The sequence below is a fragment of the Methylobacterium sp. TK26 genome, from assembly GCF_055361565.1.
Window position 1 is genome coordinate 4,106,898 of record NZ_CM143965.1, and the last position, 15,299, is coordinate 4,122,196.

14 protein-coding genes are annotated in these 15,299 nt (G+C 71.9%); 12 read left to right on the plus strand and 2 right to left on the minus strand.

Features of this window, described 5'->3' with window-relative positions; all coding sequences use genetic code 11:
* Window positions 1–33: 33 nt before the first annotated feature.
* The 4 genes from ACXJ1Y_RS20010 (at window position 34) to ACXJ1Y_RS20025 (ending at window position 6,329) form a co-directional block, all read left to right on the plus strand.
* Window positions 34–1,272 carry a metallophosphoesterase family protein gene (locus tag ACXJ1Y_RS20010; protein ID WP_463847840.1) on the plus strand — a complete coding sequence of 413 codons (1,239 nt, stop codon included), beginning with the start codon at window positions 34–36 and terminating at the stop codon, window positions 1,270–1,272.
* On the plus strand, window positions 1,272–4,754 hold the full coding sequence (locus tag ACXJ1Y_RS20015; RefSeq protein ID WP_463847841.1) for an AAA family ATPase: 3,483 nt from the start codon (window positions 1,272–1,274) through the stop codon (window positions 4,752–4,754). The genes ACXJ1Y_RS20010 and ACXJ1Y_RS20015 overlap by 1 nt, the downstream gene beginning before the upstream one ends.
* Window positions 4,755–4,983: 229 nt before the next feature.
* Window positions 4,984–5,670, plus strand: a complete 687-nt coding sequence (locus tag ACXJ1Y_RS20020) for a class I SAM-dependent methyltransferase (RefSeq protein WP_463847842.1) — start codon at window positions 4,984–4,986, stop codon at window positions 5,668–5,670.
* A gap of 47 nt (window positions 5,671–5,717) precedes the next feature.
* Window positions 5,718–6,329, plus strand: a complete 612-nt coding sequence (locus tag ACXJ1Y_RS20025; RefSeq protein ID WP_463847843.1) for a hypothetical protein — start codon at window positions 5,718–5,720, stop codon at window positions 6,327–6,329.
* A gap of 56 nt (window positions 6,330–6,385) precedes the next feature.
* Here the strand turns inward: ACXJ1Y_RS20025 and ACXJ1Y_RS20030 are convergent, their stop codons facing one another.
* The gene (locus ACXJ1Y_RS20030; RefSeq protein WP_463847844.1) at window positions 6,386–8,047 is read right to left on the minus strand and encodes an aminotransferase class III-fold pyridoxal phosphate-dependent enzyme; all 1,662 of its coding nucleotides are present in this window, start codon (window positions 8,045–8,047) and stop codon (window positions 6,386–6,388) included.
* A gap of 35 nt (window positions 8,048–8,082) precedes the next feature.
* Between ACXJ1Y_RS20030 and asd the strand changes: the two genes are divergently transcribed.
* From asd to phnE (ACXJ1Y_RS20060), 6 genes are all read left to right on the plus strand, one after another.
* Entirely contained in the window at window positions 8,083–8,955 is an 873-nt protein-coding gene (gene asd, locus ACXJ1Y_RS20035; RefSeq protein WP_463850186.1) for an archaetidylserine decarboxylase, read from the plus strand.
* On the plus strand, window positions 8,955–9,629 hold the full coding sequence (locus tag ACXJ1Y_RS20040) for a DUF1045 domain-containing protein (RefSeq protein ID WP_463847845.1): 675 nt from the start codon (window positions 8,955–8,957) through the stop codon (window positions 9,627–9,629). The genes asd and ACXJ1Y_RS20040 overlap by 1 nt, the downstream gene beginning before the upstream one ends.
* A gap of 88 nt (window positions 9,630–9,717) precedes the next feature.
* Complete coding sequence (gene phnC, locus ACXJ1Y_RS20045; RefSeq protein ID WP_463847846.1) at window positions 9,718–10,548, plus strand: phosphonate ABC transporter ATP-binding protein; 831 nt, start codon at window positions 9,718–9,720, stop codon at window positions 10,546–10,548.
* Window positions 10,549–10,624: 76 nt separating this feature from the next.
* Window positions 10,625–11,557: a phosphonate ABC transporter substrate-binding protein gene (phnD, locus tag ACXJ1Y_RS20050; protein WP_463847847.1), complete on the plus strand. Its 933-nt coding sequence runs from the start codon at window positions 10,625–10,627 to the stop codon at window positions 11,555–11,557.
* Window positions 11,558–11,564: 7 nt separating this feature from the next.
* A complete protein-coding gene (gene phnE, locus ACXJ1Y_RS20055; protein WP_463847848.1) occupies window positions 11,565–12,446 on the plus strand; it encodes a phosphonate ABC transporter, permease protein PhnE in 882 nt (293 codons plus the stop codon).
* On the plus strand, window positions 12,443–13,312 hold the full coding sequence (phnE, locus tag ACXJ1Y_RS20060) for a phosphonate ABC transporter, permease protein PhnE (RefSeq protein WP_463847849.1): 870 nt from the start codon (window positions 12,443–12,445) through the stop codon (window positions 13,310–13,312). Before phnE (ACXJ1Y_RS20055) ends, phnE (ACXJ1Y_RS20060) begins: the two co-directional genes overlap by 4 nt.
* Window positions 13,313–13,426: 114 nt before the next feature.
* Here phnE (ACXJ1Y_RS20060) and phnF read toward each other — a convergent pair whose 3' ends face one another.
* Window positions 13,427–14,164, minus strand: coding sequence for a phosphonate metabolism transcriptional regulator PhnF (phnF, locus tag ACXJ1Y_RS20065; protein WP_463847850.1), 738 nt, complete (start codon window positions 14,162–14,164; stop codon window positions 13,427–13,429).
* A 96-nt stretch (window positions 14,165–14,260) separates the two neighbouring features.
* On the opposite strand from phnF, the gene phnG reads away from it, so the two are divergent.
* On the plus strand, window positions 14,261–14,713 hold the full coding sequence (gene phnG, locus ACXJ1Y_RS20070; protein WP_463847851.1) for a phosphonate C-P lyase system protein PhnG: 453 nt from the start codon (window positions 14,261–14,263) through the stop codon (window positions 14,711–14,713).
* A 1-nt stretch (window position 14,714) separates the two neighbouring features.
* The gene (gene phnH, locus ACXJ1Y_RS20075; RefSeq protein ID WP_463847852.1) at window positions 14,715–15,299 is read left to right on the plus strand and encodes a phosphonate C-P lyase system protein PhnH; all 585 of its coding nucleotides are present in this window, start codon (window positions 14,715–14,717) and stop codon (window positions 15,297–15,299) included.

Genomic DNA, 15,299 nt, shown 5'->3' on the forward strand with positions numbered 1-15,299 from the left:
TCCTAAGAACACCGGCCGTCGCCCAGGACCCGGATGTCGCGTTTCCAGTTCGTCCACGCCGCCGACCTCCATCTCGGCAGCCCGCTCACCGGGCTCGCCGGGCGCGATGCCGACCTCGCCCGGCGCCTCGCGGCGGCGGGGCGGGGGGCGTTCGAGGATCTCGTCACCTCCGCCATCGAGCGGAAGGTGGCCTTCGTCGTGGTGGCCGGCGACATCTACGACGGCGATTGGGCGGATGCCTCGATCGGCCTGTTCTTCGCCCGGCAGGTCGGGCGCCTCGACCGGGCCGGCATCCCCGTCGTGATGGTGCGCGGCAACCACGATGCCGAGAGCGTCATCACCCGCTCGATCACCCTGCCGCAATCCGTCCACGTCTTCCCGTCCAACCGGGCGACGACGCACAAGCTCGAAGACTGGAAGGTCGCCCTGCACGGGCGCAGCTTCCCGAACCGGGCGGTGGAGGAGAACATCGCGCTCGGCTATCCGGCCGCCGTGCCGGGCTGGTTCAACCTCGGCGTGCTGCACACCTCCTGCGCGGGCTATGCCGAGCACGCCACCTACGCCCCCTGCTCGGTGCAGGATCTGGCGCTGCGCGGCTACGAATACTGGGCGCTCGGCCACATCCACGAATATCAGGAACTCTCCCGCAACCCGTGGATCGTCTTCCCCGGCAACCTGCAGGGCCGGAGCGTGCGCGAATGCGGCCCGCGCGGCGCCGTGCTCGTCACGGTGGAGGACGGGCGGGTGCGCGAGGTCGAGCGGCTGGTCTTCGACCGGGCGCGGTTCGAACGCCTCACCGTCGATCTCTCCGGCGTGTCCGAGCCCTCGGTGGCCCATGAGCGGGTCGAGGCGGCTTTGCGCCCGCTCGCCCCGGTCGCCGCCTCGCGCCTGATCCTCGTGCGCGTCCACCTGACCGGCGAGAGCGCCGCCCATGACCGGCTCTGCGCCGACCGGGACGACCTCGCCGCCGAGGTTCAGGCCGCCGCGCACCGGGTGCATGAGGAGATCTGGCTGGAACGGCTGAAGGTCGAGACGCGCCGGCCCCGCGCCGAGATCCCCGCCCTCGCGGCGGGCATCGACCCCAGCGCCCTGATGGCCGACATCGACCGCGATCCGGACTTCCGCGAGCGCGCCCAGGCGGCGCTGGCCGAGATCGTTCGCAAGATGCCCGCGGGCGTCGCGGACGAGGCCGCCATCGAGGCTGAGTTCGACGCCCTCTGCGCCGAGGCGCAGGCCCTGGTCCTCGGGCGCCTCTCCGGGCGGAGTTGCTGATGCGCCTCCTCAACCTCACCCTGGAGCGCTTCGGCGCCTTCACCGGCCGCACCCTGACCTTCCGGCCGGATGCCCGGCTGCACGTGGTGCTCGGCGCCAATGAGGCGGGCAAGAGCACCGCGCTCGCCGCCGTCACGGACCTGCTCTTCGGCTTCGGCAAGAGCACCGATTACGCCTTCCTGCACGATATGCCGTCGCTGCGCATCGGCGCCGAGATCGCATCGGCCGACGGGCGGCGCCTCGCCTTCCGCCGCCGCAAGGGCAATGCCCGCACCCTCGTCGATGGGGCGGATGCGGCCCTGCCCGACGACGCCCTGGCGCCGTTCCTCGGCGGGCTGTCGCGCCCGGTCTTCTGCCGCGCCTTCGGCCTCGATGCCGAGGCCCTGCGCAAGGGCGGCAAGGAGATGGTCGCCGTGGAGGGCGAGGTCGGCGCGAGCCTGTTCGCGGCGGGCTCCGGCCTGCGGGGGCTCACCGAGTTGCAGGCCCGGCTCGACGGCGAGGCCGAGGCGATCTTCACCCCGCGCAAGGCGGGCCACCGCACCTTCTACCAAGCCCTCGACCGATGGCAGGATTCGCGCAAGGCCGAGCGCGAGACCGGCCTCTCCCCCGCCGAGTGGCGCCAGCTCAACGATGCGATCGATGCGGCGGGCGCGGACCTCGACGCGCTCCGCACCGAACGCGGCCGCCTCGCCGCCGCGCGGGCGCGGCTGGAGCGGCTCAAGCGGGCGGGCCCGGTTCTGGCCGAGATCGACGCCCTGGAAGCGCGGCTGGCCGAAGACCCCCTCGCCGTCGAGGCGGACGGAGCCTGGATCGCGCGGCTCGGCGAGGCGCTGGCCGAATGCCGCGCCGCCGAGGTCGAGGCCGCCCGCGCCGCCGCCGCCCTCGCCAGGGCGCGCGCCGAGGTCGAGGCGCTGCCCCCGGCGGCGCCCCTCGCGATGCGGGCGGAGGAAATTCTTGAGGCGTTCCGGGGCATCGACCGCTTCGAGAAGGACGGGACCGACCTCACCCGCCTGCGCGGCGAGGCCGAGCGGGCCGAACAAGCCCTCGACCGGCTCTGCGCCCGGCTGGGCTTGCGCAGCCGCGAGGCCCTGGCCGACGCCCTCCCCACCGACGCCGCCCGCGCCGGGATCGAGCGCCTTTTGCGCGAGGGCCGGGCGCTCGATGCCGCCGAGGCCCAGGCGGTGCGGGAGGCCGAGACCGCGCGCGCCGAGCGCGACCGCCTGATCCGCGAGGGCGAGGCGGCCGGCTCCGTCCTCGATCCCGCCCCCTTGCGCGAGATGCTGCGCCCCTTCGTGCGCCTGCGCGAGACCATCGCCCGGCACCGGGAATTCGAGGACGGCATCCGCCGGGCGGCCGACTTCCTGCGCGACCGGGCGGGGCGCCTCTCCCCGTCCATCGCCGACCCCGCCGCCCTGGCGCGGACCCCGCTCCCCTCGGCGGAGGCCATCGGGCGGTTCCAGACCCTTCTGGACGAGGCGGCGCGGGAGCGCGGGCGGGTCGCCGACCGCCTCGCCGCCGCCCGCCGCCGGGTCGCGGATATCCGCGTGCGCCTGGACGAGCGCGAGGCCGCCGGGCCCGTGGCCACGCAGGAGCGCTTGGCCGCCCTGCGCGAGGCCCGCTCCGGCGCCTTCGCCCCCCTACGCGATGCCCTCATCGCCGGAACCGGCGCCGCCCCCGAAACCGTCGCCGCCTTCGAGCGGGCGGTGGAGGCCGCCGACCGTCTCGCCGACGCCCGCGCGGAGGATGCGGCGCGGGTCGCGGCCCACGCCGCCGACCAGCACCGCCTCGCGGCCTGCCTCGCCGAGGTCGCGGAGGAGGACGACGCGCTCACGGCCAGCGAGGCCGACGTCGCCGAGGGCGAGGCCGCGTGGCAGGACGCATGGCGGGAGGCCGGCATCCGCCCCGGTCCGCCCGTCGAGATGGCCCGCTGGCTCGCCGAGGCGCAGGCGGTGATCGGGGCCGAGCAGGACCTCGCCGACGAGCGCATCAGCCGGGACCGCTACGCCGCCGAGATTGCGGCGGCACGGGAGCCCCTGGCGGCCCTCTGCACCCGCGCCGGGATGGAGGTGCTGCCGGGGCTCGACCTCACCGCCCTGCTCGACGGGCTTGAAGGGCACCTGCGCGCCCTCGCCACGAAGTGGGAGGCCGGGCGGGAGGCGACCGGCCGGCTCGGCGCCGCCCGACAGGCGGCCGAGCGGCAGGAGGCGATCCTGGCCGAGACGGCCGCCCGCCGCGCCTTCTGGCGCGATGCCTGGGCGGGCGCGGTGACGGCCCTGGCGCTGCCCGCGAGCGCCGGCCTGGAGGAGGCCGAGGGCGCCCTCGGTGCGTGGCGCGACGTGCCCCAGGCCCTGGCGCAGCACGCGGACCTCGCCCGCCGGGTGAGGGGTTTGATCCGCGACCGGGACCTGTTCCAATCCGCCGCCGCGTCCCTGGTGGGCGACCTCGCGCCGGACCTCGCCGACATGTCGCCGGGCGCCGGCATCCGCACCCTTCACACCCGCCTCGAAGCGGCCCAGGCCGAGGCCGTCCGCCGGGCCGAGCTGACGCGGTTGCAGGACGCCGCCGGGCGCGCCGCCGCCGAGGCCGCGAGCGAAGGCGAGGTGGCGCGGGGCCGGCTCGTCGCCCTCGCCTCCGAGCGGCTTGCGGACGAGGGGGCGCCCTCCCTGGACGACCTCGCTTCCCTGCATGCCCGGCTCGACGCCCGCGAGCGTCTGCGGGGAGACCTCGCCCGGTTGCGCGGGCGCGACCTCGCCGCCGCCGGCGAGGGGCTGTCGGAGGCGGATCTGCGCGCCGGCCTCGCCGAGACCCCGCCCGAGGCGATCGAGGCCGGTCTGGCAGCGCTGGCCGCCGAGGCCGAGGCCGTCGAGGACCGTAGCCGGGTCGTCTATTCCGATCGCGAGCGCGAGCTTGCCCGCCGCGCCGAGCTCGAAGGCGGCACGGGCGCCGAACTGGCGCTCGCCGCGCGCAAGGGCGCCGAGGCGCAGATGCAGGATTCGGCGCGCTCCTGGGCGGTGCTGCGGCTGGCCGGGATGATGCTCGGCGCGGCCGTCGCCAAGCACCGCGCAGGACAACAGGATCCCATGATCACACGGGCCGGGATCCTGTTCCGGCGACTGACCGGCGGCGGCTTCGACGGCCTCGCCCAGAGCTACGACGAGGACGACACGCCCCGCCTCGTGGGGCGGCGTGCGTCGGGGGGCGAACTCGTCGGCATCGAGGCCATGAGCGAGGGCACCCGCGACCAGCTCTACCTCGCCCTGCGCCTCGCCCACCTCGAGGATTACGCCGGCCGGGCCGAGCCCGCGCCCTTCGTCGGCGATGATCTGTTCTCGACCTTCGACGATGCCCGCACCGGCCACGGGCTCGAAACCCTGGCCGAGATCGGCGGCACGGTGCAGCCGATCCTGTTCACCCACCACCGCCACGTCGCCGAGATCGCGACCGCGCGGCTCGGTTCCGCGGTGGACGTGCTGTCGCTCTAGCGCGCGGCGCGGCATCAGAGCGCGTTGTTTGCCGACTTACGTGCGTATCGTCCGCGTATTCAAGCGGTAAGCCGGCTAGTTAAAACTTGCAACGCGCGATCCAATAGTGCGTGCATCGTGCACGGTGTCACAGAAAATTCAAAAATCAACCATACATCTGCTGTCGGCTTCGCATCGAGGCGGGCGGGCTCGCTGCCTGACGCCACCGCCTGAGGGAAGGTTTCGACACTTGGCCATCGGATTGGACAGCCGGGATTCCTCCCGGCCGGGTGCGCTCGGCGCTGCCCTGAACCGTGACGGCGTTGCACGGGCCTACGGGCGCTGGGCGCCCGTCTATGATCTCGTCTTCGGGCCGGTCTTCGCCCGGGGCCGCAGCCTCGCCGCCAGCGCGGCGGAGCGCGTCGGCGGGCGGGTGCTCGAAGTGGGCGTCGGCACCGGCCTGTCGCTGCCGGCCTATGCCAAATCGCGGAGCGTCTTCGGCATCGATATCTCGGCGCCCATGCTGGAGAAGGCGGAGGCGCGGGTGAAGCGTCTCGGCCTGCGCAACGTCGAGCGCCTGGCGGTGATGGATGCCGAACGCCTCGAACTGCCCGACGAATCCTTCGACGTGGTGGTGGCGCAATACGTGGTGACGGCGGTGCCGAACCCCGAAGCCGCCCTCGATGAGTTCGCCCGCGTGCTCCGGCCCGGCGGCGAGATCGTCATCACCAGCCGCATCGGCGCCGAGCGCGGCCTGCGCAAGGCCATCGAGCACGCGCTCGCCCCCATCACCAGCCGTCTCGGCTGGCGCACGGAGTTTCCGTGGGCGCGCTACACGACCTGGGCCGCCGCCGCGCCCGGCATCGAGATCGTGGAGCGACGGGAATTGCCGCCGCTCGGCCACTTCTCCCTCATCCGCATGCGCAAGACGGCCTGACCGGCCGCTTCCTTCCCCGCAGAATTCACAGAACGGAGTGTCGAGGCATGGCCAGCTTCAGGGAAGCGCTGCGCATCCAGCGCTGGGACGACCACCGCTACTATCACCACAACCTCATCAACCAGAGCCTGCATGCGGTCAGCGCCGTCTGCTTCCTGGTGGCCTACGTGCTGGCGTTCAAGGATCCGGCCAAGGCCGCCCTTGTCGGCTGGCTGCTGGCGATGACGAGCCGTCAGGCGGGGCATCTGTTCTTCGAGCCGAAGGGCTACGATCACGTCAACCACGCGACCCACGAGCACAAGGAAGAGATCAAGGTCGGCTATAACCTGCAGCGCAAGATCGTGCTGCTGTCGATCTGGGTGCTGTCGCCCCTGCCGCTCTACTTCAGCCCGAGCTTCTTCGGCCTGCTCACCCCGGCGGCGGATTGGTCCGGCGTGGTTCACAATGTCGGCTGGGTCTGGCTGTGGCTGGCGCTCGGCGGCCTGCTCTTCCGCGTCGGCCAGCTCTGCATCCAGCAGAGCGTGCAGACCGGATTGGTCTGGGCGACCAAGATCCTCACCGACCCGTTCCACGACATCAAGCTCTACCACAAGGCGCCGCTGCGGCTGCTCCAGGGCGAGATGATCGATAAGGAAGAGCAGGCCGAACACCACGCCTGATCCGTCCCTCGCGGGACCGCGCCCCTTCCCCCTCGCGGGGGGAGGGGCTTTTCGTGTCAGGCCCTCGGCGCCAATCCGAACCGCACCCGCGCCGCCTCCTTCAGCACCGTGCGGCGGATCGCCTTGTCGGTGGTCTCCGGCCCGTCCCACCAGCGATCCGCCTTCATCGCCGCGCAGGCGGCGGTGAACCGCTCGGCCACGGTGGCGAATTCGGACTCGCCATAGGCGAGGCTGAAGATCAGCCGACCGGTGCCGACCCAGGATAGGTGCAGCCCCGCCGACCGCAGGTAGAATTGCAGCATCCAATTGTAGCGGGAGGGCCGGGTGTAGAGCACGGTCCAGACCGTCGAGAGGTTGGCGACCCGCACCGGCAGGTCCGCCTCCTCCAGCCGCCGGTTCAGCGCGGCGGCGCGGCCGTCCCAGGTGGCGTCGAGGCCGTCGTACAGCGCCGCGACCTCCGGCGTCTCCAGCCTGTCGAGGAAGGCGGCCATGGCGCCCATCACCTGCGGGTGAGCGTTGAAGGTGCCGCGCGCGAAGCAGATGTCGACCGGCCGGTCCTCCCGGTAGCGGCGCATCAGGTCGGCCCGGCCACAGAGCACACCCACCGGCAGCCCGCCGCCGAGGGTCTTGCCGTAGGTCACGAGGTCGGCGCGGACGTTGAAATAATCCTGCGCGCCGCCCTTCGCGAGGCGGAAGCCCAGGAAGACCTCATCGAGGATCAGCACGATGCCGCGCTTGGTGCAGACCTCGCGCAGCTTGGCGAGCCACTCCGTGTAGGCGGCGCGGTCGAAATGCGCTTTGCGGGCGCTGTCGATCAGGGCCGAATCGGACGGGGCGCCCGCGTTCGGGTGCATGGCCTGCAACGGGTTCACGAGGACGCAGGCCACGTCCTTGCGGGTGGCCAGCACATGCAGCGTCCGCTCGGACATCTCGGCCAGCGTCAGCGTGTCGTTGGCCGCGACGGGGTTGCCGATGCCTGGCTGCACGTCGCCCCACCAGCCGTGATAGGCGCCGCAGAAACGGACGATCCGCCGCTTCCCCGTGTGGTAGCGGGCGAGCCGCACCGCCTGCATCACCGCCTCGGTGCCGGACATGTGGAACGACACCTCGTCCAGCCCGGAGATCGCCTTCAGCCGGGCCACGTTGTGCGCCACTACCGGGTGGAGCGAGCCGAGCACCGGCCCCAGGGCCGCGACGCGGGCGGCCCCGTCCTCCAGGCAGGCCCGGTAGAAATCGACGCCGAACAGGTTCACGCCGTAGGAGCCGGCGAGGTCGTGGAACGCGTTGCCGTCGAGGTCGGTGATCGTCACGCCGTTTGAGGCCGCCATGAAGGCGCCCGCGCCGAGATTCGCGCGGACGGGCTCCGCGAACTGGAACGGCACCCGGTAGAGGCCGGTGAATTGCAGATCCGAGAGGCCGGAGCGGACGCGCTCGGTCTCGGCGCGGCTCCTGGCGAAGCGCGTGCGGAATTCGTCCGACAGGCGGGCGAAGGCGGCCTCGCGGGCGAGCGCCACCTCTTCGGCCGGATCGTCGGCGCGGAAGAACTGTCGCGAATCGTAGGCATAAGCTGGAATTGCCCGCGCGATCCGCCGGGCCATCCGGGCATGGCCGGTCAGCGACGGGTGTTTCGCCCGGGAGAGCTGAAGGCGCCGCACGGCGGGCGGCAGGGCGAGGGCGACCGCCGCGGCGGCCGACAGGGAAGTGAGAAGCGCGTCCATCACGGTCGCGGCTAACGGGAACGGTTCACGGGATGATGACGCTTCGCACCGCTTTGGGCCGGATCGGCGCGCAGGAAGACCTGAACTTCCTCCTCACCAACCGGCTGCCCCGGCGCCTCGCCACCCAGGCCATGGGCCGAATCAGCCGCATCGAGCAGCCGCTGGTGCGGGATGCCTCCCTCTTCCTCTGGCGGCTGTTCTGCGACGTCGACCTTTCCGACGCGAAAGAGACGCGCTTCAAGAGCCTGCACGACGCCTTCGTGCGTGAGTTGCGGCCCGGCGCGCGGATCGTGGACCCGGACCCCGCCGCACTGGTCAGCCCTTCCGACGCGATCCTCGGGGCGAACGGCACCGTTTCGGCCGGGCAGGTGCTGCAGGTGAAGGGCAGCGCCTATCGCCTCGCCGACCTTCTGCAGGACGAGGCCCTGGCCCGCGCCCACGAGGGCTGCACCTACGCGACGCTTCGCCTGACGGCGGGGATGTATCACCGCTTCCACGCCCCCGCTGCCCTGCGGGTCGATTCGGTGCGCCATCTTTGGGGCGACACGTGGAACGTAAACCCCATCGCCCTGAAGCGCGTCGAGGCCCTGTTCTGCCGCAACGAGCGGGCGGTGATTCGCGTGCGCCTGGACGACGGGGCGGCGATGACCCTCGTGCCGGTGGCGGCGATCCTCGTGGCCGGGCTGAAGCTCGGCTTCGTGGCCGAGGGACAAGACCTGCGGGCGACGGGCGGGCGCCTGCTCCCCTGTTCCGCGCACCTGACGAAGGGCGCGGAGATGGGCTGGTTCGAGCACGGCTCGACCATCGTGGTGCTGGCCCCGCCGGGCTACACCCTCGCGCCGGGCTTGCGCGACGGCGCGCGGCTGCGCATGGGCGAGAGGCTTCTTCTCAGCCCCGGAGCCTCTTGATGAGCGAACCCCGCTACGCGATCTACGCGCTGCCGGAGCCCGGCTCGGCGCTGGAGGTCTTCGGCCGGGCGGTGCTCGGCTACGACAACGTGTCGGGCGAGGCCGTGCCCCAGCCGCCCGGCCTCGCGGAGGTCACGGCGGGCGCGCGCGTCTACGGTTTCCACGGGACGCTGAAGGCGCCGATGCGCCTCGCCGCCGGGGTGGACGAGGCCGCCCTGCTGGCGCGGGCCGAACGGCTCGCGGCCGCGCATCCGCCGGTCGTGGTGGGGCCTCTGGCGGTGGCGGCGCTGGGCCGCTTCCTCGCCCTGGTGCCGGTGGCGCCGCCCCCCGCCCTCGGCCTGTTCGCGGCGGAATGCGTCGCCGCGTTCGAGCCGCTGCGCGCGCTCCTCACCGAGGCCGAGCGGGCCAAACGCCGGCCGGAGCGGCTGAGCCCCCGTTCCCGCGCGCTCCTCGACGCCTGGGGCTACCCCCATGTCTTCGAGGAATTCCGCTTCCACATGACCCTCACCGACGCCCTTCCGGAGGCGGCGCAGGCCGACTGGCACGCCCGCCTGAGCGAGGCGTTCCGGGACAGCGGCGCCGGGCCGCTCACGCTCCGCTCCCTCGGCATCCTGCGCCAGGACAGACAGGCGCCGTTCCGGCTGCTCAAGCGCATCCACTTCGAAGGCGGCTAACAAGGCCCCGGTAATACTTCGCCGGCAATCGTCATTTAAGTGTCGTGCAAGTTGTGTCTACGGAACCCATCCATTTCCGGGTTCCCGAATGCTCGTCATCGACAACCTGACGCGTCAATATGGTGATCGCCGTGCCCTGGATGGGGTGTCCCTGCGGATCGAGCCGGGCAGCTTCGTCGGGGTGATCGGCCGGTCGGGCGCGGGAAAGTCGACGCTGCTGCGCCTCGTCAACCGCCTCGCCGAGCCGAGTTCCGGCCGCATCCTGCACGGCAGCACGGACGTCACCGCCCTCAGCGGCCGGCGCCTGCGCGACTGGCGGGCGCGCTGCGCCATGATCTTCCAGCAATTCAACCTCGTCGGCCGGCTCGACGTGATGACCAACGTGCTGATGGGCCGGCTGAGCCATGTGCCGAGCCACCGCTCGCTCCTGCGGCTGTGGTCGGAGGCCGATCGGGCCATGGCGCTCGCCGCCCTCGACGGGTTCGACATGGGCCAGTTCGCCGCCGTGCGGGCGGACCAGCTCTCGGGCGGCCAGCAGCAGCGCGTCGCCATCGCCCGCGCCCTGGTGCAGGAGCCGGAGATCATCCTGGCGGACGAGCCCGTCGCCTCCCTCGATCCGCGCAACACGCGCCTCGTGATGGACGCCCTGGCGGAGGTGAACAAGCGCTACGGCATCACCGTGGTGTGCAACCTCCATTCGCTGGATCTCGCCCGCGCCTATTGCGACCGCCTCGTCGGGCTGGTGGCCGGGCGGGTGGTGTTCGACGGGCGCGGCTTCGACCTGACGGAGGACGTGGCGCGCCGCCTCTACGGCCTGGAGGCCGGCGAGGTACTGGACGACGACGCGGCGGGAAGCACCCCCTTCCCGCCCATGCCGATCCCGGCGGGCCCGATCCGCGAAGCCGCGCTCGGCGCCTGAGAACCGGACACGAGGAAACGCCCCGTGATGCGCCCGGCCTTCAGGCCGGGTGCCGACCTGCGAACGGAGATTCACGATGATCACGAGACGGTTTCTCACCGGCGCCGCCCTGGCGTTCGGGCTCCTCGGCGGTGCGGCCCAGGCGGCGGACGACTGGAAGGCGCAGGTGCCCGAGCTGACCCTCGCCGTGATCCCGGCCGAGAACGCCTCGGGCACGACCGACCGCTACGCGCCGCTCACCGAGTACCTGAGCAAGGAAATCGGCGTACCGGTGAAGCTGCGCGTCGCCAACGATTACGCGGCGGTGATCGAGGGCCAGCGCGCCGGCAACATTCAGATCGCCTTCTACGGCCCGGCCTCCTTCGCCCGCGCCGTGATGACCGGCGTGAAGATCGAGCCCATCGTGAACCAGATGCACGAGACCGGCGCCTCGGGCTATTACTCGGTCATCTACGTGAAGGCCGACAGTCCCTATAAGTCGATCGAGGATCTGAAGGGCAAGAACCTCGCCCTGGTCGATCCGAACTCCACATCCGGCAACCAGGCGCCGCGCTTCTTCCTGAAGAAGGCCGGGTACGAGGTGGACAAGTTCTTCGGCAAGACGGTCTTCGCCGGCAGCCACGAGAACGCCGTGCTCGCGCTCACCCAGGGCACCGCCGACGCGGCGGCCAATCTCTGGAACGCCGAGGATGACACCATGGTCACGCGCATGGTGGCCAAGGGCGTGCTCAAGAACGCCGACGGCAGCCCGATGAAGCAGTCGGATTTCCGCGTGGTGTTCAAGTCGGAGTTCCTGCCGGAAGGCCCCTTCGCGATGCTGGATTCCCTGCCGGCCGAGCTGAAGACGAAGCTCCGCACCGCCTTCGAGGCGCTGCCGACCAAGGACAAGGCCGCCTTCGACCGCCTGTCCGACGGCAAGGACAAGGGCCTCACCCCGGTGACGCTGAAGGATTACCAGCCGATCATCGACATGCTGAAATTCAACGACGAGCAGCGCCGGAAGTCGTGACAAACCCGTGCGCCGCCTGACCCCCCTTCCGCCCCAGCGGGCCGCCGACCTCGTCGGGCGCTACGCCGCCGAGCGGGCGGGGGCACGGCGGCGCTTCCTCATCGGACTCGCGGTGATGGCGGGGCTCGTCGTCCTCGCCGGTTACGCGGCCGAGGTGCGCCCCCTCGTGCTGGTCGCCAACATCGACAAGTTCACGGCCTATCTCGGCCAGATCCTGCCGGTGTTGCGGCCCGCCCATCTCGGGGAGGATGTCGCCGAATGGTATTGGGGCCTGCCGAAATGGCTGAAGCTCCTCGGCGAGACCCTGCTGATGGCCTATCTCGGCACCCTGCTCGGGGCGGTCGGCGGGTTCGTCCTGTGTTTCGTCGCGGCAGGCAACCTCGTGCGGAGCGCCGCCCTGCGCTTCGCCGCCAAGCGCTACCTCGAAATCTGCCGCACCGTGCCGGAGATCGTCTTCGCGCTGATCTTCGTCATCGCCTTCGGCCTCGGCCCGATGGTCGGGGTGCTGGCGCTGGCGATCCACACTACGGGGGCGCTGGGCAAGCTGTTCTCCGAGGTGGTCGAGAACATCGACATGAAGCCCGTCGAGGGGCTCACCGGCACGGGGGCGAACTGGGTCGAGACGGTGCGCTTCGCCGTGCTGCCGCAGGTCCTGTCGAACTTCGCCTCCTACGCGCTGCTGCGCTTCGAAATCAACGTGCGCGGCGCGGGCGTCATGGGCTTCGTCGGCGCGGGCGGGATCGGGCAGGAATTGCTGATCGCGATCCGCAACTTTTACTATTCTGATGTCAGCGCGATCCTCCTGCTGATCGTTCTCACCGTCTTCGCCATCGATCTCGGCACCGAGAAGCTGCGGCATCACCTGATCGGCGCGGAGGGCGGGCGATGACCGGGCGTACGTCGTCCTCCCTGCGCGCCACGGCGCTCGCCGAACGGGATGTGATCCGCGCCCGCCATCCGGAGCAGTTCCGCACGGACATCGCGGGCCGCCTGCGGCTGTTGGCGGTGCTCGGCGCCGTCCTCGGGCTCGCCGCCTACGGGATGTGGGCGCTCGAATTCTCGCTGGCGCGCATCCTCGGCGGCCTCGGGCGTCTCGGTGGTTTCGCATTGGAGATGCTGCCGCCGAGCGCGGGCGGGCGCTTCGGCGTGTTCCTCCACGCACTCGCGGAAACCCTCGGCATCGCCTTCCTCGGCACGCTCACGGCGGCGATCCTCGCCTTCCCCGTGGCCTTCCTGGCGGCGCGGAACGTGGTGCCGAACCCCTTCGCCCGCTTCGCCGTGCGACGGGGGCTCGACGTGATCCGCTCCGTCGATGTGCTGATCTGGGCGCTCATCTGGATCAACGTCGTCGGGCTCGGCCCCTTCGCCGGGGCGCTGGCCATCGCGTGCTCGGATGTCGGGGCCTTCGGCAAGCTGTTCTCGGAAGCCATCGAGACCTGCGACCGCAAACCCGCCGAGGGCGTCGTCGCCTCGGGTGGCTCGGCGCTCCACCGCATCCGCTTCGGCCTCATCCCCGGCGTGCTGCCGGTCCTGGCGAGCCAAGTGCTGTACTTCTTCGAATCGAACACCCGCTCCGCGACGATCATCGGCATCGTCGGGGCGGGCGGCATCGGCCAGTACCTCACGGAACTGATCCGCGTGCTGGAACTGCAGCAGGTCGCGTTTTTGGTGCTGATGATCCTCGTGACCGTCGCGGTGATCGATTGGGTTTCCGGGCGCCTGCGCCGGGCGATCATCGGCGGCGCGGCGCGGTGACGGGGGGGCTAGTGCATCGATCCAGACGAAGGCGTCAGCCGAGTCTGGGAAAAATTGATGCAAAAACAAGATGCTAGGGCAGAGGCGCATGAACGGAGTGAGTGCGTCACTGCCCTAGGTGCCCACCACCACTTCCACCCGGTCCGCCGCGAAGACCGCCCGATTGGCCTGCACCGGCACGCCCGCGCCGTCGATGTTCACGCTCGACACGACGATGACCACGCGCCCCGGCGTCAGGTCGAGCCGGGCGGCCTCGGCCTGGTCGGCGAGGCGGGCGCGGATGCGCGTCGAGAGGCGGGTGTAGTCGGGCACGCCGCAGGCCGCGAGCGCCCGCGTGATCGAGCCGGAGGTCGCATAGGCGTCCGCGAAGCCGGCGAAGCGCGGCAGGGGCAGCCATGTCCGCGCGGTGGAGAGCGGCACGCCGTCCGCCCTATGGACGGTGACGAGTTCGATCAGCGGGGCGCCCTCGCCGATGCCGAGCAACGCCGCGCCCTCGGCGTCGGCCTCGACCTCCACCTGGGCCACGAGATCGCCCCAGGGTTCCCGCCCGGCCCCGGTGACGATCTCGGAGAAGCGGGTGCGCCGGCCGATCGGGTAGGCGAGGGGCGGGGCTTCCACGAAGGTGCCGCGCCCCTGGCTCGCGCGGATCAGCCCGCGCTCGGCGAGCGTCCCCAGCGCCCGGCGGACGGTGTGCCGGTTCACGCCGAAGCGCGTGGCCAGCACCGCCTCGGTGGGAAGCTGCGTGCCCTGCGCCAGCTTGCCCGCCTCGATCTCCGATTCAAGGGCATCCGCGATCTGCCGCCATGCGGCGAGACCCGCCCCACGGCTCAGCGCTTCGACCGGTTCACTCACGCAGGCCCCGCCCTCTTGGAACAGCGGCGTCATACAAACTTCATTTGCGCTCCCGGCGCCAGTTGTCTAAACATATAGACAAGCACGGAGGTCGTCATGATTGTGGCTGATCGGGACGCGGGGACGGAGGCGCGCAGGGGCGTCATGGCCCTCTGCGCCGCCGCGAAGGCGGACGAACTCGCCCGCGCCCTTGTCGGGCTCGGCGCCCCGGAGGCCGAGGATCTGCGTGCGCCGGAAATCGGGCTCGTGATGGCCACGGGCCGCATCGGCGGCGACGGGCGGCCGTTCAACCTCGGGGAGGTCAGCGTCACCCGCGCCGCCGTGCGGCTGGCCGATGGGCGGACGGGCTTCGCCTACCATCTCGGCCGCGACCGCCGCCGGGCCCGGCAGGCCGCGATCCTCGACGCCCTCTGGCAGGGCGACCGCGCGGGGGTAGAGGCGGCGCTCGCCCCCGTCGCCCGGCGGCAGGCCGAGGAGCGGGCCGCCGAGGCGAGGCGTACCGCCGCGACGCGGGTCGATTTCCTGACGCTCGCCCGTGGGGAGGATTGAGATGCTGCGCGCCGGCTTCCGCGATCCCGTCCACGACGCGCAGGGCGTGTTCCGCGCCGTGCTCGACGCCCTGGCCCGGCCTGGGACGATCCACGCCGTCCCGGCGCATCTCGCCCCGCCGGAGCCCCTGACGTCCGAACTCGCCGCCATCGCACTCGCGCTGACGGACGGCGACACGCCGGTCTGGCTCGATCCCGTGCTGGCCGCAGCCCCCGAGGTCGCCGCGTATCTGCGCTTCCACACCGGGGCGCCGCTGACCGACGATCCGGCGCGGGCCGCCTTCGCCTTTGTGCGGGAGGCCGGGCGCTGCCCGCCGCTCGCCGCCTTCGCGCAAGGCTCGCCCGCCTATCCCGACGGCTCGACCACCCTGGTCCTCGCGCTGGATTCCCTCGACGCCGGGGCGGGCCTGCGCCTCACCGGGCCGGGCATCCGCGGCACGGCGGATCTGGCGCTGGCGCCGATGCCGCCGGGCTGGCCCGGCGCCCTGCGGGAGAACCATGCCGGCTTCCCCCTCGGGGTCGATTGCCTGCTCACCGCCCCCGGCCGCGTCGCCGGGTTGCCGCGCTCGACCGCCGTGGAGGGCTGA

Excerpts from the sequence above, each read along its gene's own strand:
- ACXJ1Y_RS20010 (WP_463847840.1), top strand. The coding sequence starts at position 34 with ATGTCGCGTTTCCAGTTCGTCCACGCCGCCGACCTCCATCTCGGCAGC.
- ACXJ1Y_RS20015 (WP_463847841.1), top strand. The coding sequence starts at position 1,272 with ATGCGCCTCCTCAACCTCACCCTGGAGCGCTTCGGCGCCTTCACCGGC.
- ACXJ1Y_RS20025 (WP_463847843.1), top strand. The coding sequence starts at position 5,718 with ATGGCCAGCTTCAGGGAAGCGCTGCGCATCCAGCGCTGGGACGACCAC.
- ACXJ1Y_RS20030 (WP_463847844.1), bottom strand. The coding sequence starts at position 8,047 with ATGGACGCGCTTCTCACTTCCCTGTCGGCCGCCGCGGCGGTCGCCCTC.
- asd (WP_463850186.1), top strand. The coding sequence starts at position 8,083 with ATGACGCTTCGCACCGCTTTGGGCCGGATCGGCGCGCAGGAAGACCTG.
- ACXJ1Y_RS20040 (WP_463847845.1), top strand. The coding sequence starts at position 8,955 with ATGAGCGAACCCCGCTACGCGATCTACGCGCTGCCGGAGCCCGGCTCG.
- phnC (WP_463847846.1), top strand. The coding sequence starts at position 9,718 with ATGCTCGTCATCGACAACCTGACGCGTCAATATGGTGATCGCCGTGCC.
- phnD (WP_463847847.1), top strand. The coding sequence starts at position 10,625 with ATGATCACGAGACGGTTTCTCACCGGCGCCGCCCTGGCGTTCGGGCTC.
- phnE (WP_463847849.1), top strand. The coding sequence starts at position 12,443 with ATGACCGGGCGTACGTCGTCCTCCCTGCGCGCCACGGCGCTCGCCGAA.
- phnG (WP_463847851.1), top strand. The coding sequence starts at position 14,261 with ATGATTGTGGCTGATCGGGACGCGGGGACGGAGGCGCGCAGGGGCGTC.
- phnH (WP_463847852.1), top strand. The coding sequence starts at position 14,715 with ATGCTGCGCGCCGGCTTCCGCGATCCCGTCCACGACGCGCAGGGCGTG.